The 26,366-nt window shown below is 60.0% G+C and carries 20 protein-coding genes and 1 pseudogene; 2 read left to right on the top strand and 19 right to left on the bottom strand.

Translation table 11 applies throughout. From position 1 onward, the window contains the following. Window positions 1-216: 216 nt before the first annotated feature. The 16 genes from KL786_RS23735 to leuC all read right to left on the bottom strand — a co-directional run bounded on the left by KL786_RS23735 (window position 217) and on the right by leuC (window position 18,728). Window positions 217-981, bottom strand: coding sequence for an SDR family oxidoreductase (locus tag KL786_RS23735; RefSeq protein WP_032859686.1), 765 nt, complete (start codon window positions 979-981; stop codon window positions 217-219). Window positions 982-992: 11 nt separating this feature from the next. Continuing rightward, window positions 993-2,204 carry an O-succinylhomoserine sulfhydrylase gene (locus KL786_RS23730; RefSeq protein ID WP_215519164.1) on the bottom strand — a complete coding sequence of 404 codons (1,212 nt, stop codon included), beginning with the start codon at window positions 2,202-2,204 and terminating at the stop codon, window positions 993-995. A gap of 66 nt (window positions 2,205-2,270) precedes the next feature. Then, window positions 2,271-3,776, bottom strand: coding sequence for an amidophosphoribosyltransferase (gene purF / locus KL786_RS23725; RefSeq protein ID WP_032859480.1), 1,506 nt, complete (start codon window positions 3,774-3,776; stop codon window positions 2,271-2,273). Between the two features lie 41 nt (window positions 3,777-3,817). Continuing rightward, a complete protein-coding gene (locus tag KL786_RS23720) occupies window positions 3,818-4,375 on the bottom strand; it encodes a CvpA family protein (RefSeq protein ID WP_215519163.1) in 558 nt (185 codons plus the stop codon). 259 nt (window positions 4,376-4,634) lie between these two features. After that, window positions 4,635-5,288 (bottom strand): SPOR domain-containing protein, encoded by a 654-nt coding sequence (locus KL786_RS23715; RefSeq protein ID WP_215519162.1) that lies wholly within the window; start codon window positions 5,286-5,288, stop codon window positions 4,635-4,637. Then, window positions 5,272-6,579, bottom strand: a complete 1,308-nt coding sequence (gene folC, locus KL786_RS23710) for a bifunctional tetrahydrofolate synthase/dihydrofolate synthase (RefSeq protein ID WP_032859476.1) — start codon at window positions 6,577-6,579, stop codon at window positions 5,272-5,274. Before folC ends, KL786_RS23715 begins: the two co-directional genes overlap by 17 nt. Beyond that, window positions 6,576-7,496, bottom strand: a complete 921-nt coding sequence (gene accD / locus KL786_RS23705) for an acetyl-CoA carboxylase, carboxyltransferase subunit beta (protein ID WP_032859684.1) — start codon at window positions 7,494-7,496, stop codon at window positions 6,576-6,578. The genes folC and accD overlap by 4 nt, the downstream gene beginning before the upstream one ends. Before the next feature lie 244 nt (window positions 7,497-7,740). Continuing rightward, on the bottom strand, window positions 7,741-8,373 hold the full coding sequence (locus tag KL786_RS23700; protein WP_032859474.1) for a phosphoribosylanthranilate isomerase: 633 nt from the start codon (window positions 8,371-8,373) through the stop codon (window positions 7,741-7,743). Between the two features lie 64 nt (window positions 8,374-8,437). After that, window positions 8,438-9,262, bottom strand: coding sequence for a tRNA pseudouridine(38-40) synthase TruA (gene truA / locus KL786_RS23695; protein WP_215519167.1), 825 nt, complete (start codon window positions 9,260-9,262; stop codon window positions 8,438-8,440). 205 nt (window positions 9,263-9,467) lie between these two features. Beyond that, window positions 9,468-12,026, bottom strand: a complete 2,559-nt coding sequence (locus KL786_RS23690) for a FimV/HubP family polar landmark protein (RefSeq protein ID WP_215519161.1) — start codon at window positions 12,024-12,026, stop codon at window positions 9,468-9,470. A 162-nt stretch (window positions 12,027-12,188) separates the two neighbouring features. Further along, on the bottom strand, window positions 12,189-13,199 hold the full coding sequence (locus KL786_RS23685; protein WP_215519160.1) for an aspartate-semialdehyde dehydrogenase: 1,011 nt from the start codon (window positions 13,197-13,199) through the stop codon (window positions 12,189-12,191). A gap of 240 nt (window positions 13,200-13,439) precedes the next feature. Next, the gene (asd, locus tag KL786_RS23680; RefSeq protein WP_032859466.1) at window positions 13,440-14,552 is read right to left on the bottom strand and encodes an aspartate-semialdehyde dehydrogenase; all 1,113 of its coding nucleotides are present in this window, start codon (window positions 14,550-14,552) and stop codon (window positions 13,440-13,442) included. Between the two features lie 64 nt (window positions 14,553-14,616). Beyond that, window positions 14,617-15,699: a 3-isopropylmalate dehydrogenase gene (gene leuB, locus KL786_RS23675; protein ID WP_154843560.1), complete on the bottom strand. Its 1,083-nt coding sequence runs from the start codon at window positions 15,697-15,699 to the stop codon at window positions 14,617-14,619. Between the two features lie 51 nt (window positions 15,700-15,750). After that, window positions 15,751-16,515, bottom strand: coding sequence for a class I SAM-dependent methyltransferase (locus KL786_RS23670; RefSeq protein ID WP_215519159.1), 765 nt, complete (start codon window positions 16,513-16,515; stop codon window positions 15,751-15,753). 139 nt (window positions 16,516-16,654) lie between these two features. After that, window positions 16,655-17,299 carry a 3-isopropylmalate dehydratase small subunit gene (leuD, locus tag KL786_RS23665; RefSeq protein WP_032859461.1) on the bottom strand — a complete coding sequence of 215 codons (645 nt, stop codon included), beginning with the start codon at window positions 17,297-17,299 and terminating at the stop codon, window positions 16,655-16,657. Window positions 17,300-17,309: 10 nt separating this feature from the next. Further along, entirely contained in the window at window positions 17,310-18,728 is a 1,419-nt protein-coding gene (leuC, locus tag KL786_RS23660) for a 3-isopropylmalate dehydratase large subunit (protein ID WP_215519158.1), read from the bottom strand. A 146-nt stretch (window positions 18,729-18,874) separates the two neighbouring features. Between leuC and KL786_RS23655 the strand changes: the two genes are divergently transcribed. Then, entirely contained in the window at window positions 18,875-19,765 is an 891-nt protein-coding gene (locus KL786_RS23655) for a LysR family transcriptional regulator (RefSeq protein ID WP_215519157.1), read from the top strand. 63 nt (window positions 19,766-19,828) lie between these two features. After that, a complete protein-coding gene (locus KL786_RS23650) occupies window positions 19,829-23,122 on the top strand; it encodes an EAL domain-containing protein (protein WP_215519156.1) in 3,294 nt (1,097 codons plus the stop codon). A gap of 36 nt (window positions 23,123-23,158) precedes the next feature. On the opposite strand, the gene KL786_RS23645 is transcribed toward KL786_RS23650, so the two are convergent. From KL786_RS23645 to KL786_RS23635, 3 genes and pseudogenes are all read right to left on the bottom strand, one after another. Then, window positions 23,159-24,478: a hypothetical protein gene (locus tag KL786_RS23645; protein WP_215519155.1), complete on the bottom strand. Its 1,320-nt coding sequence runs from the start codon at window positions 24,476-24,478 to the stop codon at window positions 23,159-23,161. A gap of 188 nt (window positions 24,479-24,666) precedes the next feature. Next, the gene (locus KL786_RS23640) at window positions 24,667-25,506 is read right to left on the bottom strand and encodes a hypothetical protein (RefSeq protein ID WP_252193837.1); all 840 of its coding nucleotides are present in this window, start codon (window positions 25,504-25,506) and stop codon (window positions 24,667-24,669) included. A 222-nt stretch (window positions 25,507-25,728) separates the two neighbouring features. Further along, a pseudogene (locus tag KL786_RS23635) lies at window positions 25,729-26,366 on the bottom strand (hypothetical protein); the annotation flags it as partial.

Below are 26,366 nucleotides of genomic sequence, written 5' to 3'. Positions count from 1 at the left end.
CCGCCGACCCTCTGCTTGTAAGGCAGATGCTCTCCCAGCTGAGCTAATCACCCTTTGCTTCGTTGAGGCCGCGAAATTTACGCAGGTAGCGGACCTAAGTCAATAGCAGGATTGAGTTTTTTTCAAAAACAGCTGTAAGTTGCAAGCTTCAAGCTGCAAGTCAGAAGCCACCGAAAATCCGCTTTCACTTGCAGCTTACAGCTTGCAGCTGCCCCTTCACGGCTCATAGACCATCTTCTTGCTCATGCCGCCATCCACTACGAACTCTTGCCCTGTCACAAACCCAGCGCTGCGCGACAGCAGCCACGCCACCATGGCCGCCACATCCTCTACCGTCCCAACCCGGCCCGCAGGATGCTGCGCATGATCGGCGTCACTCAACGGCTCTGCGCGGCGCGCTGCGGGATCACGGGCATCAATCCAACCAGGACTGACAGCGTTGACCCGAACCTCCGGCCCCAGGCTGATGGCCAGCGCATGGGTCAGGGCCAACAGGCCGCCCTTGCTTGCCGCGTAGGCCTCGGTGTCCGGCTCCGACTGCCGAGCCCGAGTCGAGGCCAGGTTGACGATAGAACCGCCATGAGCGCGCAGATAAGGCGCGCAATGCTTGGCCAGCAGCATCGGCCCGCTGAGGTTCACCGCCAATACCCGGTTCCAGTAAGCCAGGTCCAGGCTGTCCAGCGTGATATTGCGCGGATCGGCCACAGCGGCATTGCACACCAACGCATCCAGGCGCCCGAACTGGCCAAGCACTTCAGCCACCCCAAGGGCCACCTGCTGCTCGTCGGCCACGTCCATGGTGATAAACCAGGCGTTATCGCCCAGTACTTTGGACACCTTGGCGCCCCGCTCGCGATCCAGATCGGCCAACACCACCTGCCAGCCTTCGCTGATCAACCAGGCCGCGATCCCCAGGCCGATGCCCCGAGCCGCGCCTGTCACCAGCGCGACTCGACCATTACTGGCGCCAGCCGCCTCCAGGGACCACTCGATCACAAGGCAGCCAGCCCGCGAGCCAGGTCAGCCTGCAAGTCAGTCACGTCTTCCAGGCCCACTGCAACGCGGATCAGGCTGTCACGGATACCGGCCGCTTCACGCTCCTGCGGGGTAAGGCGACCATGGGAAGTGGTGCCTGGATGGGTAATGGTGGTTTTGCTATCACCCAGGTTGGCGGTGATGGAAATCAGGCGTGTGGCATCGATAAAGCGCCATGCACCCTCCTTGCCACCCTTGACCTCGAAACTGACCACTGCACCAAACCCACGCTGCTGACGCTGGGCCAGTTCATGTTGCGGATGACTCTTCAAACCGGCGTAGTGAACCTTTTCGATTCCGTCCTGCTGCTCCAGCCATTGCGCCAGGGCCTGGGCGTTGGCGCAATGAGCCTTCATCCGCAGGCTCAGGGTTTCCAGGCCCTTGAGGAAAACCCATGCATTGAACGGGCTCAGGGTCGGGCCAGCAGTGCGCAAGAAGCCCACGACTTCCTTCATCTGCTCGCCACGGCCGGCAACCACGCCCCCCATGCAACGGCCCTGGCCATCGATGAACTTGGTGGCCGAATGCACCACGATGTCTGCGCCCAGCTTCAGTGGCTGCTGCAGGGCTGGCGTGCAGAAGCAGTTATCCACCACCAGCATCGCACCCTTGGCGTGCGCCACTTCGGCGAGGGCGGCGATGTCCACCAGCTCTGCCAATGGGTTGGACGGTGATTCGACGAACAGCAATTTGGTATTGGCCTTGATTGCTGCGTCCCAACCGGAAAGATCCGCCAGCGGCACGTAGTCGACTTCAATACCAAAACGCTTGAAGTACTTCTCGAACAAACTGATGGTCGAACCAAACACGCTACGCGACACCAACACGTGATCGCCGGCACTGCACAGACTCATGACCACGGCGAGAATGGCCGCCATGCCGGTAGCCGTGGCGACAGCCTGCTCTGCCCCTTCCAACGCCGCAATACGCTCTTCGAAGGCGCGCACGGTCGGGTTGGTATAACGGGAATAGACATTGCCCGGCACTTCACCAGCAAAGCGGGCCGCCGCGTCGGCTGCGGTACGGAACACGTAGCTGGAGGTGAAGAACATCGGCTCACCGTGCTCACCTTCCGGCGTGCGGTGCTGGCCGGCGCGCACAGCCAGGGTATCGAAAGCCACGCCATCGAGGTCGCTGTCCAGCCGACCGGCATCCCATTCCTGACTCATGCTGCCACTCCTTCACTCAATTCTTTATTTAAGATACAAAACCGGCCCCTCAGGGCCGGTAGTTACTCAGTTGTTGTACAGATCGATGATCGCGCTGACCGCCTGGGTCTTGATCTTCGAGGAGTCGTTGCGCGCCTGCTCGATCTTGTTCAGGTAAGCCTCGTCGACGTCACCCGTCACGTACTTGCCATCGAAGACCGCACAATCGAACTGCTCGATCTTGATCTTGCCGCCACCCACCGCTTCGATCAAGTCAGGAAGATCCTGATAGATCAGCCAATCAGCACCGATCAGATCAGCCACATCCTGGGTCGAACGATTGTGGGCAATCAGTTCGTGGGCGCTCGGCATGTCGATGCCGTACACGTTCGGGTAACGCACGGCTGGTGCGGCGGAACAGAAATACACGTTCTTCGCCCCGGCTTCGCGAGCCATCTGGATGATCTGCTTGCAGGTGGTGCCGCGCACGATGGAGTCATCCACCAGCATCACGTTCTTGCCGCGGAATTCCAGCTCAATGGCATTGAGCTTCTGGCGGACCGACTTCTTGCGCGCTGCCTGGCCCGGCATGATGAAGGTGCGGCCAATGTAGCGGTTCTTGACGAAACCTTCGCGGAACTTGACGCCCAGGCGGGTGGCCAACTCCAGCGCCGCGGTGCGGCTGGTGTCCGGGATAGGGATCACCACGTCGATGTCGTGCTCCGGACGCTCGCGCAGGATTTTCTCGGCGAGCTTCTCACCCATGCGCAGACGCGCCTTGTACACCGAGACACCGTCGATGATCGAATCCGGACGCGCCAGGTAGACGTGTTCGAAGATGCACGGGGTGAGTTTCGGGTTGACCGCGCACTGACGGGTATGGAGCTTGCCGTCTTCCGTGATGTACACCGCCTCGCCCGGGGCCAGGTCGCGGACCAGGGTAAAGCCCAGCACATCCAGGGACACGCTTTCGGAAGCGATCATGTACTCGACGCCTTCGTCGGTATGACGCTGGCCGAACACGATAGGACGAATGCCATGGGGATCGCGGAAACCAACAATCCCGTAGCCGGTGATCATGGCCACGACCGCGTAGCCACCGACGCAGCGATTGTGCACGTCAGTCACTGCGGCGAACACGTCTTCTTCGGTAGGTTGCAACTTGCCGCGCTGGGCCAGTTCGTGGGCGAACACGTTGAGCAGCACTTCCGAGTCGGAATTGGTGTTGACATGGCGCAGGTCAGATTCGTAAATCTCCTTGGCCAGTTGCTCAACATTGGTCAGGTTGCCGTTGTGCGCCAGGGTAATACCGTAAGGCGAGTTGACGTAAAACGGTTGAGCTTCGGCCGAAGTCGAGCTACCAGCCGTCGGATAACGCACATGACCAATGCCCATGTGCCCGACGAGGCGCTGCATGTGACGCTGATGGAACACGTCACGCACCAGGCCATTGTCCTTGCGCAGGAATAACCGGCCGTCGTGGCTGGTCACAATACCGGCAGCGTCCTGGCCGCGGTGCTGGAGGACGGTTAGCGCGTCATACAGCGCCTGATTGACGTTCGACTTACCGACGATACCGACGATGCCACACATGCGACGCAACCCCTACTTAATGAATCTTGACTGAACCCTGCTTACTGCGGCGCGTTGCCCGGCAAGAGGTGTTCCTTGAACGGAAGATCAGCGGGTACGCTGATTCCGCTGGCCAGCCACTGACTGCTCCACCCCAATATGAGGTTCTTGGACCAATCTGCAACCAATAGAAATTTTGGCACGAGACTCGACTCCTGCCACCATGCATCCTGCTGTACCGGGCCCAGGCTCAACAGCCCGACCGCAATGACCACCAGCAACGCGCCACGCGCGGCACCGAAGGCCATGCCGAGAAATCGATCGGTCCCGGAGAGGCCGGTGACACGTATCAATTCGCCGATAAGATAATTGACCATTGCCCCCACCAGCAGCGTGGCGATGAACATGATGGCGCAGCCCGCGATGACACGAGCCGAAGGTGTTTCGATGTAGCCGGCCAGGTAAACGGCCAAGGATCCGCCGAACATCCAGGCGACGACTCCTGCAACGATCCAGGTCAGCAGCGACAATGCTTCTTTGACGAAGCCGCGGCTTAGACTGATCAATGCGGAGATGGCGATGATGGCTATGATCGCCCAATCAACCCAGGTAAATAGCACAGTGCAGCCTACAGACGGATAAGGCGGCGCATTTTAGCAGAGCGCCGGGCTATCGGTAAGCGGTGATTAGCGGTCCATTGCAAATCAATGGGTTGTGGCAGACTGCGGCCATCTCAAGACAGGCAAAAACCAATGTGGGAGCGGGCTTGCCCGCGATAGCGGCGTGTCAGTCAACGCTAATATCGACTGATGCACCGTCATCGCGGGCAAGCCCGCTCCCACACAAGCCTGCACACACATCTTGAGGGTATCGCCAGAATCAGCCGCGTTCTGGCTGAAAGCGCACCACAAAACCCTTCAGATTCTGTTGGCGACCCAGCAAGTCACGCAGGCGATCCGCTTCGGCGCGCTCGATCAGCGGCCCGACAAACACCCGATTCTTGCCATCGGCAGTACGGATATAGGCGTTATAACCTTGGCTACGCAGGGTTTTCTGCAAAGCTTCGGCACTCTCGCGATTGGACAGGCTGGCAAGCTGGACCGACCAACTGATCGGCAGGCCATTGGGATCAATACGGCTTTGACCGACATCCGGCTTGCCTGGCGCAGCAGGCTGCGGCGCGACAGGTTTTGGCGTCGGAGCAGGCGCCGCAGGCTTGGCAGCCACGACTGGCGCAGGCTTCACCACGGGAACGCTGGGCTGAATCGGCGCCGTGGGCGCCTGCTGCTGGGCAATCTCAGCGTCAGTCGGCACCGGCTCCTCCTCGGGCAACGCCTGCGGCTCAGGCACCACCACTGGCTCGACCTGAACCTGCGGCATCACCGGGGCCTGGGGTGCAGCCGGGGCCTCAACCGTGACCTGGCGCTGCTCGTCCTGGCGAGAAAACAGCATCGGCAGGAAAATCACCGCCAATGCCACCAGCACCAGGGCTCCGACCATTCGCTGCTTGTATGCGCTATCCAGTAATGCCATGTGCAGCTTCCTCCGTGGAGCGCCGGGCCAACCATTCAAGCGCCTCGGCAACACAATAAAATGATCCGAACAACAGAATCTCGTCCTCGGCCGTTGCCACCGCGCATTGAGCCTCCAATGCAGCGCTCACGCTTGCATGGGACGTCACCGTCGCCCCAAGGTTCTGCAACACCACCTGCACCTCATCAGCCGTGCGGGTGCGAGGCGTATCCAACGGGGCGACCGCCCAGGACTGCACATTACCCAACAACGGCGCGACCACACCGTCCAGATCCTTGTCCGACAACAGGCCGAACACCGCCAGGCGCCGACCCGCTGGCGCTTGACGCACCAAACGACGCGCCAGGTACTGCGCAGCATGCGGGTTATGCCCGACATCCAGCAACAGGTTCAAGCGCTTGCCTTGCCATTCGAACGAACGACGATCGAGGCGCCCGACCACCTGGGTACGCTGCAAGGTATCGGCAATCTGCCCGGCATTCCACGGCAGATCCAACAACAGGTAAGCCTGCAGGGCGAGTGCAGCGTTTTCCATGGGCAGGTTCAGCAGCGGCAGGCCGTGCAGCTCGACACCCTGGCCCCGCGCATCGACACCGCGCCACGACCATTGATCGTCAGCCACTTCCAGGGAGAAGTCCCGGCCCCGCAGGAAAAACGGGCAATCCAGTTCGCGCACCTTGTCCAGCAAGGTCTGTGGCGGATCCAGGTCACCGCACAACGCCGGCTTGCCCTGGCGAAAGATCCCGGCCTTTTCATAGGCCACGGATTCGCGGGTATCGCCCAGGTAATCAACGTGATCCACGCCAATGCTAGTGACCAACGCAAGGTCGGCATCCACCACATTGACCGTGTCCAGGCGCCCGCCCAGGCCGACTTCCAGCACCACCGCATCCAGCTGTTCACGCTCGAACAGCCAGAACGCGGCCAGGGTGCCCATCTCGAAATAGGTCAGGGACGTTTCACCACGCCCGGCATCCAGCGCCGCAAAGGCTTCACACAACTGCTCATCGGTGGCTTCGACACCGTTGAGTTGCACGCGCTCGTTGTAACGCAGCAAGTGTGGCGAGCTGTAGACGCCAACCTTCAAGCCCTGGGCCTGCAGCAACGCGGCGACAAAGGCGCAGGTAGAACCCTTGCCGTTGGTGCCGGTGACCGTGATCACCCGCGGCGCAGGTCGACCCAACCCAAGGCGGGCCGCTACCTGTTGCGAGCGCTCCAGGCCCATGTCGATGGCTGACGGATGCAACTGCTCAAGGTAGGCGAGCCATTCGCCCAGGGTTCGTTGGGTCATAGGTTTGCAGGCACCGGTGGTACCACGATTGGCTCGACAGGTGCGGCAACGTACTCAGGCGTCGGCAGGTCCATCATCTGTGCCAGCAGGTTGCCCAGGCGCGGACGCAGCTCGGAACGGGCGATGATCATGTCGATGGCGCCGTGCTCCAGCAGGAACTCGCTGCGCTGGAAGCCTTCCGGCAGTTTTTCACGCACGGTCTGCTCGATCACGCGCGGGCCGGCAAAACCGATCAGCGCCTTGGGTTCGGCAACAATCACGTCGCCCAGCATCGCCAGGCTGGCGGAAACGCCGCCGTAGACCGGATCGGTCAGCACGGAGATGAACGGGATACCTTCTTCACGCAGACGCGCCAGTACCGCAGAGGTCTTGGCCATTTGCATCAGCGAGATCAGCGCTTCCTGCATCCGCGCACCACCGGAGGCGGCGAAGCAGATCATCGGGCAACGGTTTTCCAGGGCGTAGTTGGCGGCACGTACAAAACGCTCACCGACAATGGCACCCATGGAGCCACCCATGAAGGAAAACTCAAACGCGGACACCACCACCGGCATGCCCAGCAGCTTGCCGCTGATGGAGATCAACGCGTCTTTTTCACCGGTCTGCTTTTGCGCAGCGGTCAGGCGGTCCTTGTACTTCTTGCCGTCGCGGAACTTGAGACGGTCCACCGGCTCCAGGTCAGCACCCAGTTCGGCACGGCCATCGGCGTCGAGGAAAATGTCGATACGGGCGCGGGCGCCGATACGCATGTGGTGGTTGCACTTGGGGCAAACGTCCAGGGTCTTTTCCAGCTCCGGGCGGTACAACACCGCGTCGCAGGATGGGCACTTGTGCCACAGACCTTCAGGGACCGAGCTTTTTTTCACCTCGGAACGCATGATCGAGGGGATCAGTTTGTCTACTAACCAGTTGCTCATGCTTTCTTTCTCCAGTACCGGTGGCTTGAACACAGCCCCGCGTATGCCCTTGAGCTAAATTCATTGATGTGGCGATGACACCTGCAGGACGGGGTCAGACGTTCGACCAGCCATTTCCTGCACCTGCCCTCAGCCTTCCAGACAACCCGCCAGTGCGTGGCTGCCACTTCATTGGCGCCGCCCGAGGGCAACGCCGGCCTGTTTTACACAGTGGTAGTTACTGACGGCGGCAGACTGCCAGCCGTCACATCGCGCCACTGCTGCTGCGCACGGCTTGCATGAATGCGCGAATCTTGCCTGAATCCTTGATGCCCTTGCCTTGCTCCACCCCGCCGCTGACGTCCACTGCATAGGGACGCACCTGGGCAATGGCCTGGGCCACATTGTCGGCAGACAAGCCACCCGCCAGGATGATCGGCTTGCTCAAGCCCTGGGGAATCAGCGACCAGTCAAAGGCCTCGCCCGTCCCACCAGGAATGCCCTCGACATAGGCATCGAGCAAAATCCCGCTGGCCCCGGCGTAGGCGGCGCAACTGGCAGCGATATCGTCACCCGCCTTGACCCGCAACGCCTTGATATACGGGCGATGGTAACCAGCGCACTCCTCCGGCGATTCGTCGCCATGGAACTGCAACAGGTCCAGCGGCACGGCATCCAGGGTTTCGTTGAGCTCACAGGCGCTGGCGTTGACGAACAGCCCCACGGTGGTCACGAATGGCGGCAAACCGGCAATGATCGCCCGGGCCTGCTGCACCGTCACCGCCCGCGGGCTTTTGGCATAAAACACAAAACCGATGGCGTCAGCCCCCGCCTCGACTGCCGCCAGCGCGTCTTCCATGCGGGTAATCCCGCAAATCTTGCTGCGAACGCCTGACATATCGTCAAAACCTCAGGGGGCTGTCCAGGAAAGTCCCGGATGGTAACAAATGCTTTTCCGGGCGTCAGCCGCCAAGTTCAGTGAAACCTGTGAGGAAGTGTGGCCCGATGAAACGCTGCGGCAGTTCGAACTCATCGCGGTACTCCACATCCACCAGATACAGGCCGAACGGGTGTGCCGTGACCCCTCCAGTACGCCGGACCCGGCTCTCCAACACCTCCCTGGCCCACTCCACCGGGCGCTCGCCAGTGCCAATGGTCATCAACACCCCGGCGATATTGCGCACCATATGGTGCAGGAACGCACCGGCGCGGATATCCAGGACAATCATCTTGCCGTGGCGCGTCACGCGCAGGTGATGGACTTCCTTGATCGGCGACTTGGCCTGGCACTGGCCGGCCCGGAACGCACTGAAATCGTGGACTCCCACCAGGTGCTGGGCCGCTTCGGCCATACGCTCGGCGTCCAACGGGCGATGGTTCCAGGTGATTTCTTCGTTCAAGTGCGCCGGACGGATCTGATCGTTGTAGATCACATAGCGGTAACGCCGGGCGATAGCCTTGAACCGTGCATGGAAGTGCGCCGGCATGACCTTGGCCCAACTGACGCTGACATCGTGGGGCAGATTGATATTGGCGCCCATGACCCATGCCTTCAGCGAACGCTCGGCCTGGGTGTCAAAATGCACCACTTGCCCACAGGCATGCACGCCCGCGTCGGTGCGCCCGGCACACATCAATGAAACCGGGGAGTCGGCGACCTTCGACAGGGCCTTCTCCAGGGTTTCCTGCACGGTCGGCACGCCAGAGGCCTGGCGCTGCCAGCCGCGATAGCGCGAGCCTTTGTATTCCACGCCCAGGGCGATTCTGAAAAAGCCGGCGGCCGCCATTTCGGCGGCCGCGTTATCTATATTTGCCAAGAGCTGAGAGCCTGATGAGTTGCGCAAAGGCAGCCATTATATATGGCTTGAAGCTTTTTGTAGGAGCGAGCTTGCTCGCGAAAAACCCAAGAGCGCCGCGATCATCCAGGATGGGCGCGTTATCGTTGACGACCTTCGCGAGCAAGCTCGCTCCTACAGGGGTTGCGCGATGGCTTTAGGCCAGGTTACTGAGCATTTCCTTGGCTTCACCCCGTTGTTTTTCATCGCCTTCGGTGAGGACTTCGGAAAGGATGTCGCGCGCGCCATCCGCATCGCCCATGTCGATATAGGCCTGCGCCAGGTCGAGCTTGGTGGCGACTTCATCGGTGCCCGACAGGAAGTCGAACTCCGGCTCATCGTCGCCCTTGGCGGCATCTTCTGCGGTGAAGCTCGGCTCGATCGACGGGCTTTCCAGGCTCTGCGACAGACGTTCCAGCTCGGCGTTGACATCGTCGAGCTCCGAGGCGAAGGCGTCCGGCTTGTCCGCTGGCGCGGACTCGTCAGCCAGGGACAGGTCGAAGTCTTCCGGCAAGTCAAAATCGTCCAGCGCGGCCGGTGTCAAGGTAGGTGGCTCGACCGGCGGCAGGTCCTTCATCTGCTCTTCCAGGCCAGAGAGGAAATCATCGTCGGACTGGGAAGCTGGCGCATCCAACTGCAAGTCGAGGTCAAAGTCCGATAGATCGTCTTCGCTGGCCTTGGCTTCGGTCTGTTGCTGCAACACCGACTCGAAGCTCAGGTCATCGACCTCGGGCGCGACCACTGCCGGCGACGCGGCTTCCAGATCATCCAGGCTCAGGTCGAAGTCGGTGTCGAACGTATCAGCCTCAGGCGCGGCGGCAGGCGCCGGCTCCTCCTGGAGCAGATCCTTGACGTACTGTGCGTCCAGCGCAGCAGCGGCGACCGCCGCACTGACGCCCGCAGCCAGCACGGCCATGGCCGGGTAGCGATTTTTCAACAACTCGACCTGGGCATGGTTCTCGCCATTGGCAACCAGTTGGCGCTCCTGGCTCACGAAACCATCCTTGTCGCCCTGCTGGCCGTAGACTTCCAACAGTTTGAGGCGCAGATCGCTGCGCTTGGGCTCCAACTTGATAGCCTCTTCCAGCACCGCGGCTGCCTGGTTCAAGTGGCCACGATCCAGATGGGATTGGGCCTGCGCCAGGGCGTCGGCGGAGCCGGGCTCAATGATCGGCTTGCTTGGAGGTGCCATGCTGGTCGCAGGTGCAACCACAGGGGCCACGGCAACTGGAGCTGGAGCTGGAGCTGGAGCTGGAGCTGGAGCTGGAGCCAGCGTGACGCTTGCCGCCGGGACTTCAAGGCCTTCGAAACTGTCCGACGGCATGTCCTGCTCAAGGTTCGAGGAGAACTCTGGCTCCTCGGCCAGCGCCCGTGCCATGCGCAGGTGTTTCTCTTCTTCCAGGCGCGCATTGCGATGACGCGCCCACAGCAGCAGGAGCAGCAGCACCAACAGGCCGGCGGCGCCACCGATCACCCCGAGGACGATAGGGTTGGTCAGCAGCTCATTGAATTTACCTTCGGTGCTGGCAACTTCTGCCGGCTCTGCCGGTTTTTCCACTGGTGCAACCACTGGCGCTTCGGCTGCCGGCGCGGGTGCTGCAGGTGTAGCCGGCACCGTAGCCAGCTCGGCAGGCATGACCGCAGGCTGCGCCGGGGTGCCGCCTTCGGCCTGCAACTTGGCCAGTTGATTATTCTTGAGTTCGATCAGCCGCTGCAGCTTGTCCAACTGACTTTGCAGGTCAGTCATGCGGCTTTTCAGCTCTTCGTTTTCGCGGCGGGTCGAGTCCAGGCTTTCCTGGGTTACCGCCAGTTTGTTGTTCAAGGCTTTGCTATCGCCTGCAGCGCCTTTGACACCGGCCTTGGCGGCCTCGGCCGAGACCAGGCTCAGGTTGTCCTTGGCGGCAGTCTGCGACGGCGCTGCGCCGGCCTGGGTGCGTTTGGTGGCGTCCAGTTGCTGGCGCCCCGCCGCCTGATTGGTGGCACCGCGACGGCCCTGACGCCAGGCCGCATTCTGCGCAGTCACTTCGGCAATCGCCTGGGGTTGCGGCAGGCTGGTGCTCTGGACCGGGTCTGGCAGACGCAGCACCTGACCAGTCTTCATGCGGTTGATATTGCCGTCGACAAAGGCCCCCGGGTTCAAGGCCTGGATCGCCAGCATGGTCTGCTGGATCGAGCCGCCATTGCGGTTTTTCGCAGCGATTTCCCATAGCGTGTCGCGAGAAGTCGTGGTGTGTTCAGCAGCCTTGCTGACGCTGGTGGCAGCCGGCGCGGCAAGACGCGGTGCCGGGGCACTGTCCTGCGGGGCCTTTTGCTCGAACTTGGCCGGGTCCAGCAATACGCTGTAGTCACGCATCAATCGGCCGTTGGGCCATTGCACCTGCAACAGGAAGCGCACGTAGGAATCGGGCAACGGCTTACTGGAAGTCACGCGAACCACACTGCGGCCACTGCTGTTGAGCACAGGGGTAAAGGTCAGTTCATCAAGGAACGCCTGGCGATCGACACCCGCATCCACAAAGGCCTGGGAAGACGCGAGGCTAGGCACGATATCGGAGGCTGTCAGCCCACCCACGTCGAGCAACTCGATCTCCACCGACAACGGCTGGTTCAACTTCGACTTGAGGGTCATCTCCCCAAGTTGCAGGGCTTGCGCCATACCGGAGGACAGCGCCGAGGCGGCCGCTATTGCTAACACCAGTTTGCGAACTTGAACCATAGCCTCTTCCTTTGTTTGAACACTCCTCGGCCTGCGAGAAGGTTGGGTACCGCTGCCATTCGGCATCGCGAGCCGATAGGTCACCGACGCACAACTTTTCCTGCATGGGGCCAAGCATAGCGCTTAGCTAGAATCAATCTACAAATTGCCGCCAAGTATCTTTTACACAAGGTGTTTTATCAACAACTGTGCCAGCTGCACCGCGTTAAGTGCGGCGCCTTTACGTACGTTATCTGACGTCAGCCACAAGTTTAGTTCCGCCGGGTCGTCAATGCCGGCACGCACCCGGCCCACATAGACCACGTCCTGACCGACCGCATCCCCAACAGCTGTAGGGTAATCGCCCTCTTCCACCAGCTCGATGCCCGGTGCTGCCTCCAACACGCGATTGACTGCACCAAGGTCCACAGCAGCCGCCAGTTGCAGGGACACGCTCAGGCTATCGCCAAAAAACACTGGAGCTTGAACACACGTCGCGGAAATTTTCAGTAACGGTAATTCAAGCAGTGTGCGCAACTCGTGGGCCAGGCGCTTTTCCAGGTTGGTATGGCCCTGGGCATCGGGCGTGCCGACCTGGGCCAGCAGGTTGAACGCCATCTGCCGATCAAAGAACTTGGGCTCCAGGGGCCGCACATTCAGCAGCTCGGCGGTTTGCCGGGCCAACTCGCTGACGGCTTCACGGCCTTGGGCAGATACCGCCAGATTGGCGGTGACGCTGACACGCTGGATATCCAGCAGGCCGCGCAGCGGCGCAAGGACCACCGCCAGGTGAGTCGCGCAAGGGCTTGGGCTGGCGAGCTGGAAGGGCTTTTTCAAACCGTCCAGTACCTGGGCATTGGCTTCCGGCACCACCTGGGGTGCCTGTTCGGCCGATAGCGCGCCGGACAGGTCAATCAACGAGCAGCCGGCCGCAGTGGCGCGCGGGGCGAAACTCAAGGTGACCGCAGGACCTGCCGCGAAAAACGCCAGTTGTACCTTGCTGAAATCGAACTCATCGACTTCCCGCACCCGCACATTCTTGCCACGAAACGGCACCGAGGCACCGGCCGACTCGCTGCTGGCCAGCAGGTGCAGGGTGCCGACCGGGAAGTCCAGCTCTTCGAGGATCTGCACCAGGGTTTCGCCAACCGTGCCGGTGGCGCCGATCACGGCGATATCAAAGGTCTGGGTCATGGGGGCTGCCTCGGGCATTGCGGGGGGAGCGGCACTTTACCGGGTGGCTGGGGGTGAGGCAATTAACCCAGGTTTTGTGGTGTGGCTGATGGCCCTTTCGCGAGCAAGCCCGCTCCCACATTTTGATGTGTGAATGCAATCAAATGTGGGAGCGGGCTTGCTCGCGAAAGGGCCCTAAAGAGCAATAAAAAAACCCGCGCCTGTCACCAGAACGCGGGTTTGTTCAACACCAAAAAGCGATCAACGCTCCAGCAGGATCCGCAACATCCGACGCAGTGGTTCGGCCGCGCCCCACAGCAGTTGGTCACCCACGGTGAAGGCGCCCAGGTACTGGGTGCCCATGTTCAGCTTGCGCAGACGCCCCACCGGTACATTCAGGGTGCCAGTGACCTTGGTCGGGCTCAGCTCCTGCATGCTGATATCGCGGTTGTTCGGCACCAGCTTGACCCAAGGGTTGTGCTGGCTGATCAGCCCTTCGATATCGGCGATCGGTACATCTTTGTTGAGCTTGATGGTCAGCGCCTGGCTGTGGCAGCGCATTGCGCCGATGCGCACGCAGATGCCGTCCACCGGGATCGGGCTCTTGAAGCGGCCAAGAATCTTGTTGGTCTCGGCCTGGGCCTTCCACTCTTCACGGCTCTGGCCGTTCGGCAGTTCCTTGTCGATCCACGGGATCAGGCTACCGGCCAATGGCACGCCGAAGTTCTCGGTCGGGTAGGCGTCACTGCGCATGGCCTCGGCCACACGGCGGTCGATGTCGAGGATCGCGCTGGCCGGGTCGGCCAGTTGATCGGCGACGGCCGCGTGGGTCGCGCCCATCTGCTTGATCAACTCACGCATGTTCTGCGCGCCGGCACCGGAGGCCGCCTGATAGGTCATGGCGCTCATCCACTCCACCAGCCCGGCTTCGAACAGGCCACCCAGGCCCATCAGCATCAGGCTGACGGTGCAGTTGCCACCGATGTAGTTCTTGGTACCGGCATCCAGTTGCTGGTCGATGACCTTGCGGTTGACCGGGTCGAGGACGATCACTGCGTCGTCCTGCATGCGCAGGCTGGACGCAGCGTCGATCCAGTAGCCCTGCCAGCCGGCTTCACGCAGCTTGGGGAAGACTTCGCTGGTGTAGTCGCCGCCCTGGCAGGTCAGAATGACGTCGAGGGTCTTGAGCTCTTCAATGTTGTAGGCGTCCTTGAGCGGGGCGATATCCTTGCCCACGGACGGCCCTTGGCCACCGACATTCGAAGTGGTGAAAAACACCGGCTCAATAAGATCGAAATCCTGCTCTTCCAGCATCCGCTGCATGAGCACGGAACCGACCATCCCGCGCCAACCGATCAGACCTACACGTTTCATCGCAACTACACCTTGTTAAAAAGTGGGCCGCCTGACAGCAACAACTGCCAGCGGGCCCGAGAGATTACAGATTCCGCAGCGCGGCGACTACTGCGTCGCCCATTTCCTGCGTCGAGGCCTTGGTGCAACCCTGTGACCAGATGTCGCCAGTACGCAGGCCCTGGTCCAGCACCAGGCTCACGGCCTGCTCGATGGCATCCGCCGCATCCGCCAGGTTGAAGCTATAACGCAGCATCATCGACACCGACAAAATGGTCGCCAGCGGGTTGGCAATGCCCTGGCCCGCGATGTCCGGCGCCGAACCGTGGCAGGGCTCGTACATCCCCTTGTTGTTGGTGTCCAGGGACGCCGACGGCAGCATGCCGATGGAACCGGTGAGCATCGAAGCCTGGTCGGACAGGATATCGCCGAACAGGTTGTCGGTGACGATCACATCGAACTGCTTGGGCGCCCGCACCAGTTGCATGGCGGCGTTGTCGACGTACATGTGGCTCAGTTCGACATCCGGGTAATCCTTGGCCACTTCTTCGACGATCTCGCGCCACAGTTGGCTGGAGGCCAGCACGTTGGCCTTATCCACCGAGCAGACCTTCTTGCCGCGCACACGGGCCATGTCGAAACCGACCCGGGCGATACGGCGGATTTCGCTCTCGCTGTATGGCAGGGTGTCGTAGGCCTGGCGCTCGCCATTTTCCAACTCACGCACACCACGTGGCGAGCCAAAGTAGATACCGCCGGTCAGCTCGCGCACGATCAGGATATCCAGGCCCGCCACCACTTCCGGCTTGAGGCTCGACGCGTCGGCCAGTTGCGGATAGAGAATCGCCGGACGCAGGTTGCCGAACAGGCCCAGTTGCGCGCGGATTTTCAGCAGGCCGCGTTCAGGGCGGATATCACGCTCGATCTTGTCCCATTTCGGCCCACCCACGGCGCCGAGCAGCACGGCATCGGCGGCACGGGCGCGGTCCAGGGTTTCGTCGGCCAGCGGTACGCCATGCTTGTCGATGGCGGCACCGCCGATCACGTCGTGGCTCAATTCAAAGCCCAGGCTGTACTTGGTGTTGGCCAATTCCAGGACCTTGACCGCTTCGGCCATGATTTCCGGACCAATACCGTCGCCAGGGAGAATCAGAATCTGCTTGCTCATGGGTTCCTCATTTCATCAAGCGGCCCGCCCACAGGCAGGTCGGGAAAATTATTAGCGTTCGGCCCAGACCACCAGCACATCGGTGCTGAAGGTGCCGTCGGCTTGAATCTCGAAATAATCGCGGACTTCCTGGCCCATCGCCTTTTGCAGCTCAAGGATTGCTGCACGCAATACCTCTGGCGTGCGCATGCGCTCGACCCACGAGGTGTATTCCAGGCGCAGGCGTTGGCGGCTGCTGTTGCGCACATGCAGGCCGGCTTCGCTGAGCTGGCGCATCCACTCACCGCAGGAATAATCGCGCACGTGGCTAGTGTCGCGCAGCACTTCGACGGTTTGCAGGTAAGTGTCCAACAGCGGGCTACCCGGTGACAAGACATCGACGAACGCCGCCACGCCGCCCGGCTTGAGCACCCGGCGCACTTCGCGCAGGGCCAGGCCCAGGTCGCTCCAGTGGTGGGCCGAGTAGCGGCTGAACACGAAATCGAACTCGCCATCGGCGAACGGCAGGCGCTCGGCGGCGCCGTGGACGGTGCGGATGTTGTCCAGGCCACGGTCTGTGGCAGCGGCGGCAACCACATCGAGCATCTGCTGCGACAGGTCGTAGGCCACCACTTCCTTGACCAGCGGCGCTACGTGGAAACTCACGTGACCGGCACCGCACCCCAGGTCCAGCAGGCGTGCCGCGCCCTGCCCGGCTAGTTCGGCCTGCAGCAGTGCGAATTCGGTACCTTGGGCGTGCACGGCACTGCTCAGGTAGGCCGAGGCCTGTTCACCGAATTGTTTTTGCACGACTTGGGTGTGGGCGGTGGTGGTCATGGCGGTGGTTTTCCTTGGGTTTTGTGGTGTTAGTACTGGCGCTATCGCAGGCAAGCCAGCTCCCACACTTGACCGTGTTCACAGATCAAAATGTGGGAGCGGGCTTGCCCGCGATGGGGCCCGCACGGCTTACCGCAAATCAGGCATCACGAAACAACCAAGGCTGGCTAGCCCGGTGCTTGGTTTCAAACGCCGCGATGGCATCGCCGTCCTGCAAGGTCAGGCCGATATCGTCCAGGCCGTTGATCAAGCAGTGTTTACGGAAAGCATCCACTTCAAAGTGATACACCTTGCCATCCGGGCGGGTCACGGTCTGTGCCGCGAGGTCGACGGTCAACTGGTAGCCGACATCGGCCTCCACCTGCTGAAACAACTCATCGACTTCTTCGTCGGTCAGGATGATCGGCAACAAGCCGTTCTTGAAGCTGTTGTTGAAGAAGATGTCGGCATAGCTCGGCGCGATGATGCTGCGAAAGCCATATTCTTCCAGGGCCCACGGCGCGTGTTCACGGCTGGAGCCGCAACCGAAGTTTTCCCGGGCCAGCAAGACACTGGCGCCCTGGTAACGCTCGGCATTGAGCACGAAGTCTTTGTTCAGCGGGCGCTTGGAGTTGTCCTGGTAGGCGTAGCCCACGTCCAGGTAGCGCCACTCGTCGAACAGGTTCGGGCCAAAACCGGTGCGCTTGATCGACTTCAAGAACTGCTTGGGGATGATCTGGTCGGTGTCCACGTTGGCACGATCCAACGGTGCGACAAGACCTGTGTGTTGGGTAAAAGCTCTCATCGGGTATTCCTCAGATCAATTCGCGAACGTCGATGAAACGACCGTTGACGGCAGCCGCAGCGGCCATGGCCGGGCTGACCAGGTGGGTACGGCCACCGGCGCCCTGACGCCCTTCGAAGTTACGGTTGGAGGTGGACGCGCAATGCTCACCGGACTCCAGGCGGTCCGGGTTCATCGCCAGGCACATGGAGCAGCCCGGCTCGCGCCATTCAAAACCGGCTTCGAGGAAGATCTTGTCCAGGCCCTCGGCTTCAGCCTGAGCCTTCACCAGGCCCGAACCTGGCACCACGATGGCTTGCTTGATGGTCGAGGCAACTTTGCGGCCCTTGGCGATAACTGCCGCAGCGCGCAGGTCTTCGATCCGTGAGTTGGTGCAGGAGCCGATAAACACGCGGTCCAACTGGATGTCGGTGATCGCCTGGTTGGCTTTCAAGCCCATGTACTTCAATGCGCGCTCGATGGAGCCGCGCTTGACCAGGTCGGTTTCCTTGGCCGGGTCCGGCACGTTTTGATCAACGGCCAGGACCATTTCCGGCGAGGTGCCCCAGCTGACTTGCGGCTTGATCTGGGCGGCGTCGAGCTCGACCACGGTGTCGAACACCGCATCCTTGTCGGACACCAGGTCTTTCCAGGCCTCCACGGCGGCATCCCAATCGGCGCCTTGCGGTGCAAACGGACGCCCCTTGACGTACTCCACGGTTTTTTCATCCGCCGCCACCATGCCCACGCGGGCACCGGCTTCGATGGACATGTTGCAGATGGTCATGCGGCCTTCGATGGACAGGTCGCGAATGGCGCTGCCGGCAAACTCGATGGCATGGCCGTTGCCGCCAGCGGTGCCGATCTTGCCGATTACTGCGAGGACGATGTCCTTGGCGGTCACACCAAACGGCAAGGTGCCTTCGACCAGCACCAGCATGTTCTTCATTTTTTTCGCGACCAGGCACTGGGTGGCGAATACATGTTCCACCTCGGAGGTGCCGATACCGTGGGCCAGGGCACCGAACGCGCCGTGGGTCGAGGTATGGGAGTCGCCGCAGACCACGGTCATGCCCGGCAAGGTCGCGCCCTGCTCCGGACCGATCACGTGGACGATGCCCTGGCGCACGTCATTCATCTTGAATTCGGTGATGCCGTACTCGTCGCAATAGTCGTCGAGGGTCTGCACCTGAAGGCGCGACACGGTGTCGACGATCGCATCAATACCGCCCTTGCGCTCCGGCGTGGTCGGCACGTTGTGGTCCGGGGTGGCGATGATCGAGTCGACGCGCCAAGGCTTGCGCCCAGCCAGTCGCAGGCCTTCGAACGCTTGGGGCGAGGTCACTTCATGGATGATGTGACGGTCGATGTAGATCAGCGACGACCCATCATCGCGCCGTTTCACTTCATGGGAATCCCAGAGTTTGTCGTAAAGCGTTTTGCCGGCCATCAGTCGGTCCTCATCAGCGTCTTTCTATGCCCTGGGCGTTGAACGATTCAATAACCCTTTGGCTTGTGAGGCTGATGCTATGGCGTTACATTAAATAACTCAAATTCATATTTTTCATGCTTTGGATAACCTACTGGAATACCACCATGGACCTGGCCAACCTCAATGCTTTTATAGCCATCGCCGAGACCGGCAGCTTCTCCGGTGCCGGCGAACGGCTGCACCTGACACAACCGGCAATCAGCAAGCGTATTGCGGGGCTGGAGCAGCAATTGAAGGTGCGCCTGTTCGACCGGCTGGGCCGTGAAGTCGGCCTGACCGAGGCTGGGCGCGCCCTGTTGCCCCGCGCCTATCAGATCCTCAATGTGCTGGACGACACCCGTCGCGCCCTGACCAACCTGACCGGCGAAGTCAGCGGGCGGCTCACTCTAGCCACCAGCCATCACATCGGCCTGCACCGCCTACCGCCGGTATTACGCACGTTTACCCGGGAATACCCGAACGTAGCCCTGGATATTCAGTTCCTGGATTCGGAAGTCGCCTACGAGGAAATCCTCCATGGCCGTGCCGAAGTGGCCGTCATCACCCTGGCGCCAGAACCGCACACCCTGGTGCGGGCCACGCCGGTGTGGGACGACCCTCTGGATTTCGTGGTGGCGCCCGAACATAGTCTGGCCAATAACGGCACAGTCAGCCTGGCCGACATCGCCCTGCATCCGGCAGTTTTCCCCGGTGGCAATACTTTTACCCACCATATCGTGCACCGCCTGTTCGAAACCCAGGGCCTGACGCCAAACATCGCCATGAGCACCAACTACCTGGAAACCATCAAGATGATGGTTTCCATCGGCCTGGCCTGGAGTGTATTGCCACGCACCATGCTCGATGATCAAGTGGCCAGCATCGCTTTACCGGGCATACAGCTCAGTCGCCAGCTAGGCTATATCGTGCACACCGAAAGGACGCTGTCGAACGCTGCGCGGGCTTTCATGAGCCTGTTGGATGCACAGGTCGATCTGGCAGGGATGCCGGCATGAGGCCGTGCGGCCTGTAGATCCTGCTCCCGCGCCGAATGCCCATCGAGCCAAGGCCCCTTGATAATGCCCAACCCCGTCGATCCCTTGCCGCCGCTGCCACGCATCCACGCCCTGGACCCCCAGCAGGCGGAGCAAAACTGGGAAAATGCCCCGCAACTATTGGCGGCGCTCAATGCCGCACGGCTGGGCGCCTGGAGCTGGGACATCGACAGTGGGCGGATCAGTTGGTCGCGGGGCACCCAGGCGCTGTTCGGTTTCGATCCACGCCAGCCGCTGCCCAAGGACCTGGACTACCTTGAGCTGTTGGCCGCCGAGGACCGTGGCCGTGTGATACGGGCATTTCACGCCGTCCTGGCGGGAGCCCCCTTCGAGCAAGCCATGCATCACCGCATCCAGTGGCCGGATGGCAGCCTGCACTGGTTGGAAGTCAACGGCAGCCTGCTGCCGGACGCATCCGGGCGCCGCCGCATGATCGGGGTGATTCGCGAAACCACCCAGCAGCGCGAGCGCGAACATGCCCTCGCTCACTCGGAAAAACGCTTCGCCACACTGTTTCACCTGTGCCCGAACATGGTCCTGCTGACTCGCCAGGAGGACGGCCTGATCAGTGAGGCCAACGAGTATTTTGAAAGCCTGTTCGGCTGGCCGGTGGCCGATGCCATTGGTCGCACCACCCTGGACCTGGGGCTGTGGGTGCATCCGGAGCAACGGGCCTTGCTGGTCAAGGCGACCCAGCGCAAGGGCGAACCCATCACCATGGAGGTGCAATTTCGCGCCAGCAACGGGCAAATCCATGACGGCACCTTGAGCGCGCAAAAAGTCGAACTCGACGGCCAGGCCTACCTGATCAGCACCTTTCTCGACACCACTGAGCGCAAAAATGCCGAGCAGGCCCTCAAGGACAGCCAGGAACGCCTGGACCTGGCCCTGGACTCGGCCCAACTGGGCACCTGGGACTGGCACATCCCCAGCGGCATGCTCTATGGCTCAGCCCGGGCGGCACAGTTGCACGGCCTGGAGCCGCACCCGTTCCATGAGTCCTTCGATGCCTTTTTTGAAGGTATGCCCGATGAAGAACGCGCCAGCATGCGCGACGCCTATCGCACCCTGCGTGAAGGCCCGGCCGGCAATTACCAGCTGACGTACCGCGTGCAACTGGAAGATGGCAGCTCACGCTACCTGGAAAGCCGTGCCCGCCTCTACCGTGACGCGCAAGGCGCACCGGTGCGCATGGCGGGCACTTTGCTCGATATCACCGACCAGGTGGAACGCGAACAGCGCCTGAGCGCCTCTGAAGAGAAGTTCGCCAGCCTGTTCCTCGCCAGCCCCGACCCGATCTGCGTCACGCACCTTTCCAGCGGCGAATTCATCGAAATCAACCCCAGCTTCACCCAGACCTTTGGCTGGACCGCCGCCGAAGCCATCAACCACACCGCCGAACAAATCGACCTGTGGGATGAACCCACCCAGCGCCTGCAACGCATCGAGCAGGTGATCCGCGAGCAAGCGCTGAACAACGTGGCGATCATCGTCCACCACAAGAATGGCCAGCGCCTGACTTGCATGATTTCCAGCCGGTTGATCAAGGTCGGCAACCAGCCCTGCGTGGTCACCACCCTGCGCGATATCACCCAACAACAGCGTTCCGAGGCGGCGCTCAAGGCCAGCGAGGAGAAATTCGCCAAGGCCTTCCACTCAAGCCCCGACGCGGTGTCCATTACCGAGCGCGATACCGGGCGCTACGTGGAGGTCAATGACGGCTTTTGTCGCTTGACCGGCTACCGCGCCGAAGAGGCCATTGGCCTGACGCTGTACCAGATCGGCATCTGGGCCGATGAAAACCAGCGTGCCGCGCTGCTGGCCGAATTGCAGATCAAGGGCCGCATCCATCACCTGGACATGCTCTGGCACAACAAGCGCGGCGAGTTGCTGGCAGTGGAAGTGTCGGTGGAGCCCATTACCCTCAATGAAATGCCGTGCCTGCTGCTGACCGCGCGGGATGTCAGCCTGCTGAAAAGTGCGCAAGCGCAGATCCGTCACCTGGCGTATCACGATCCACTGACCAACCTGCCCAACCGCGCATTGCTGATGGACCGCCTGAGCCAGCAGATCGCCCTGCTCAAACGCCACAGCCTGCGCGGTGCCCTGCTGTTCCTCGACCTGGACCACTTCAAGCACATCAACGACTCCCTCGGGCACCCGGTGGGCGATACCGTGCTGAAAATTGTCACCGCACGCCTGGAGGCCAGCGTGCGTATGGAGGACACCGTCGCACGCCTGGGCGGCGATGAGTTCGTGGTGCTGCTCAGTGGCCTGGAAGGTTCGCGGGCAGAGGTCAGCAAACAGGTGCAACTGCTGTCCGATACCCTGCGCGAATTGCTGTCCGAACCGATGTTTCTCGACGGCCATCGCTTGCAGGTCACTCCGAGTATCGGCGTGGCGTTGATTCCCGACCATGGCTCGACGCCGGCGGACTTGCTCAAGCGCGCGGATATTGCCCTGTATCGGGCCAAGGATTCGGGGCGCAACACCACGCAGATGTTTCATAACAGCATGCAACGCACAGCCAGCGAACGCTTGCGCATGGAAACGGACCTGCGCCTGGCGTTGTCGCGGGGCGAGTTCAGTGTGCATTACCAGCCTCAGGTCGATGCCCGGGGCAATCGCATTGTCGGCGCCGAGGCACTGGTGCGCTGGCAGCACCCACAACTAGGCGCCCAATCACCGGCAGAGTTCATCAAGGTCCTGGAAGACAGTGGGTTGATTCTCGAAGTCGGCACCTGGATCCTCGACGAAGCCTGCGGCGCGTTTGCCCGACTGATAGCCGAAGGCCTGGTGCAGCCACTGGGCTTTAGCCTATGCGTCAATATCAGCCCCCGGCAGTTTCGCCAGAACGACTTTGTCGAACGGGTGGAGCGCAGCCTGAAACAGCACCAATTGCCCTTCACCCTGCTGAAACTGGAAATCACCGAAGGCATCGTGATCCAGAACCTGGAAGACACGATCAGCAAAATGCGCCGCCTGAAAAAACTTGGGGTCAGCTTTGCCATGGACGATTTCGGCACCGGTTACTCTTCATTGACTTACCTCAAGCGCCTGCCGGTAGATGCCTTGAAGATCGATCAGTCATTTGTGCGGGACGCCACCCACGACCCGAACGACGCCGAGATCATCCGCGCTATCGTGGCCATGGCGCGCAGCCTCAACCTTGAGGTAATAGCCGAAGGCGTGGAAACACTCGAGCAATTGGCATTCCTGCAAGGGTTGGGTTGCCACCTGTATCAAGGCTATCTGCACAGCCGGCCATTGCCTCTGGAAGCATTCATGCAATTATTGAGGCCAGGGACGCAAACGTGAAAATACCCGGATACCCCCCCGGCCTTGAGCCCTGCATTACACCAATTTCAACGCCCGCAGGAAGTAACCCTGCCAGTCCGATGGAGCCAGGCTGCGCTTTTGCCCATACACGTCCAACATCCCGTCAATGACCACCACTGAGTGATGGGTATTGGCCAGGGTGCCAATGGCGCCCTCGACCAACTCTTTAACTGTACTTTCACGGACATAGGCAGACAGCCCAAGCCTGCGTAGCGCTGCTCCTGGATACTCACCATCATTCAGGGTCTGGATGGCGACCTCATAACTCTGGTTCCCACGGCCGTCGTTATTCTCCAGCTGTGCCCGCTTGGCACTCACGGCGTACAAGAAATTGGCATCATCCAGCAGCGCCTGATCGGAGCCTTTCAAGTTGGACGCCTCGCGGGCTTTCTTCAACTCTTCGTGAGTCACGCTCAACTTGAAAGAATCTCTCATCACGATTTCATAACCGTCGGCGGTGGCAGAGATTTTTTTATAGATACTTTCCGGACTTTGCCCAAATCTCACCATCGCCGCCTTGATCGCCGAAACCGTGACACAGTTGCCTTCGGCCCCCTGATAAAAGCCACCCCATATATCCGCAGGCCTGACCCCTAGCGGCACACTGGATAAATGCAGGATATTTTTAGTAAATGTCCCAGGTGCTGTATCAGGTGTTTTTTTATCATTGAACAACATATAACCGTAGCGTTTATCAACTCTCTTTCTTTCACCATAACTGTGCTGGGCATTATCCATGACAAAAGCCGAACCAAAATTATGCGTCTCCACTATACCCAGCGCACCATTAGCGGCCATATCAGTTGCAGGTACAAACTGAGCAAGCCCCATCATACCCATGCCTCGCAGGCAATTTTGCGTCGTCTCACCTTCAAGCGTCTTCAACAAGACCTTTTCGAAACTACCCTGCCCGTCTGAAATCTGTTTGCGCTTGGTATAAACTGCCAGTGCAAAGTTGGCATCCATTACGGCCGAACTGTCATTTCCGGAAAACCGAGAAACCTTTGCAACCAGCTTTAACTCCTCATGGGACACATGAACCTTGAATTCATCTTTCATTGTAATGTCATACCCATCACCTGATGCCTTGACCTCATCAAACATGTCATGCGGACTTTGTCCAAACGTCATCATCATCAACTTGATGACCGCGGCATGCGTGCTATTGTCAAAATTTTCACCAAAGCCACGCTGGGTCGCTGTAAATGCATTCAGGATATCCGTGGGTTTTTCACCACTAGTCGTTGTAAGGGCGCCAGTGGAAAAGCCATGGATGGGTTCATGACTCGACCTACAGCCTTCAAAAAATGATTGATAACGCATACCCACATTCATGGTAACACCTCAATGATAATGATATTAAAAAAGCGCCAACTAAGGCATCATTTAAAAACGATGAATCACCGACATTAAAAAACAAAAGACACAGCGAGCAAAAAACCTGCGCAGGATAACAACACACTTTCTTATTATTATATCTTACAAGCCTATAGCAACCTTCAAACACACAACCGAAGTACCAATCACCCCATCAACGCCATTGCCTCCCCATACCATGGCGCGTTTCCTTTGCGTCCCCACAACTCCTCTTTTCCATCAATGACTGCAACTGAATGAAGAGCCCGATTAACCATTCCTACTTGCCCTTTTGCCAACGTACTGACTGGGACTCTTTTCATGTACTTTTTCAACCCCAGACGGAGAAACCCCTCTCCAGCGCCCCACTCATCTTCACCGTTATTGAGCGTCTGTATGGCTGCGGTGAAACTTCTTGCCGCCCGGCCATCGTTATTCTCGATCTGTGCACGCTTGCAACTGACGGCAAACAGGAATTGAGCATCCTTGAGCATGCCTCTATCTCGTCCAAAAAAATTCGCGGCCTCTGACGCCTGCGCCAACTCCGGCTTGCTCAAGGTCAAGTTAAAGCCGTCTCGCATCGTGACCTCATAACCGCGTGCGGTTTCATTGACACGCTTATATATATCAGTAGGGCTTTGCCCAAACTTATGCATGGCGGCCTTGATCGCCGATACCGTCACACAATTGCCATCAGGCCCTTGTCGAAAACCGCCCCAGATATCATCAGCCTTTGCACCATTGCGCTTGTTCGACAACCCAGAAATATGCGCCGGACTCGTCTCAGGCCTGGGTACCACAGGCATAGGATTGACCTTAGGCATGACCGGCTCTGGAACAACATCCACATTGACAGGTTTTTCCTCTTTCCATCCAGCCAACAGGGTCGATATCTGATTCAAAAAAGACTTGAGCATTGAAATAATATTATTAAGTTCAACGCTCTGACTGACTAAAGAGCCATTCACCTCCGAGAGGTTATTATTTACAGGGGGATTACTGGACAACCTACTTACACCTGCCATGCGTATCAGAGGTCGCTCAGCGACAAAATCAAAAGCATCCCTACTCCTTGCTGAACAATCACACATGACGTTAGAAGCACTATTAACGCTTAAAACGGACATAATTTTTCTCGCACAAAGTGCTCCTCCGGCCGGCATTAGACCGGAGAAGCAACTGATTGAATTTAATATCTTAATTTGAGGTTTACAGGATCGAGAGAAGAACTATCGGCGGCGATAAAAATTCCGAGTCCAACTCATTTCACCTGGACCACACTCTGGGCCTGGAGCAGTCAGATCGGTATCTGGCACCGGCTTATCCGGTACCACACCCGGGATAGGCGGAAGAACTACACTAGGTTTAATTCGACCGTCGATACCGGGCACCACCGCTGGCTTGGGCTCCAAACCAGGCGTCACTCGACCTTCTGTACCAGGTACCACTACAGGCTTGGCGGTCGAATCAGTCTTCACTCGACCGTCGGTACCCGGCACCACCACAGACTTGGAATCCAAACCAGGCTTCACTCGCCCATCCGCACCAGGTACCACCGCAGGCTTGGGCTGCGCATCAGGTATCACGCTTACATCAACCCCAGGAACCGTTGGCCGAGAGGGCGCAGGGCAGTGACAATTGTTCACATGGACGTCAACATTCACCCGAACAGCAGTGTCAGACGATACGTTCAAATCCTTATCAAGAACTCTTGGCAGGATCCTGACTTGCGGCATCACCGCCGGTTGCTTGCCAGGGTCAACCTGCACCTTGGCGTCCTTACCCGGGATCACGGGCTTGCTTTCGGCGTCCGGTTTCTTCTCGGGTTGCTTGTCTGCCTCAACCTGCACCTTGGTGTCCTTACCCG

It is taken from the genome of Pseudomonas sp. TAE6080 (genome assembly GCF_018732265.1).
Lineage (GTDB): Bacteria > Pseudomonadota > Gammaproteobacteria > Pseudomonadales > Pseudomonadaceae > Aquipseudomonas > Aquipseudomonas brenneri.
This window is presented reverse-complemented; position numbering and strand designations above follow the sequence as displayed.

What these genes read in the sequence shown, in the direction of transcription:
- leuC (WP_215519158.1), bottom strand. Translation starts at nt 18,728, where the DNA reads ATGGCCGGCAAAACGCTTTACGACAAACTCTGGGATTCCCATGAAGTG.
- purF (WP_032859480.1), bottom strand. Translation starts at nt 3,776, where the DNA reads ATGTGTGGCATCGTCGGTATCGTCGGTAAGTCGAACGTCAATCAGGCG.
- KL786_RS23715 (WP_215519162.1), bottom strand. Translation starts at nt 5,288, where the DNA reads ATGGCATTACTGGATAGCGCATACAAGCAGCGAATGGTCGGAGCCCTG.
- KL786_RS23645 (WP_215519155.1), bottom strand. Translation starts at nt 24,478, where the DNA reads ATGAATGTGGGTATGCGTTATCAATCATTTTTTGAAGGCTGTAGGTCG.
- KL786_RS23670 (WP_215519159.1), bottom strand. Translation starts at nt 16,515, where the DNA reads ATGACCACCACCGCCCACACCCAAGTCGTGCAAAAACAATTCGGTGAA.
- KL786_RS23650 (WP_215519156.1), top strand. Translation starts at nt 19,829, where the DNA reads ATGCCCAACCCCGTCGATCCCTTGCCGCCGCTGCCACGCATCCACGCC.
- KL786_RS23690 (WP_215519161.1), bottom strand. Translation starts at nt 12,026, where the DNA reads ATGGTTCAAGTTCGCAAACTGGTGTTAGCAATAGCGGCCGCCTCGGCG.
- KL786_RS23700 (WP_032859474.1), bottom strand. Translation starts at nt 8,373, where the DNA reads ATGTCAGGCGTTCGCAGCAAGATTTGCGGGATTACCCGCATGGAAGAC.
- leuD (WP_032859461.1), bottom strand. Translation starts at nt 17,299, where the DNA reads ATGAGAGCTTTTACCCAACACACAGGTCTTGTCGCACCGTTGGATCGT.
- accD (WP_032859684.1), bottom strand. Translation starts at nt 7,496, where the DNA reads ATGAGCAACTGGTTAGTAGACAAACTGATCCCCTCGATCATGCGTTCC.
- KL786_RS23655 (WP_215519157.1), top strand. Translation starts at nt 18,875, where the DNA reads ATGGACCTGGCCAACCTCAATGCTTTTATAGCCATCGCCGAGACCGGC.
- folC (WP_032859476.1), bottom strand. Translation starts at nt 6,579, where the DNA reads ATGACCCAACGAACCCTGGGCGAATGGCTCGCCTACCTTGAGCAGTTG.
- truA (WP_215519167.1), bottom strand. Translation starts at nt 9,262, where the DNA reads ATGGCGGCCGCCGGCTTTTTCAGAATCGCCCTGGGCGTGGAATACAAA.
- KL786_RS23730 (WP_215519164.1), bottom strand. Translation starts at nt 2,204, where the DNA reads ATGAGTCAGGAATGGGATGCCGGTCGGCTGGACAGCGACCTCGATGGC.
- leuB (WP_154843560.1), bottom strand. Translation starts at nt 15,699, where the DNA reads ATGAGCAAGCAGATTCTGATTCTCCCTGGCGACGGTATTGGTCCGGAA.
- asd (WP_032859466.1), bottom strand. Translation starts at nt 14,552, where the DNA reads ATGAAACGTGTAGGTCTGATCGGTTGGCGCGGGATGGTCGGTTCCGTG.
- KL786_RS23685 (WP_215519160.1), bottom strand. Translation starts at nt 13,199, where the DNA reads ATGACCCAGACCTTTGATATCGCCGTGATCGGCGCCACCGGCACGGTT.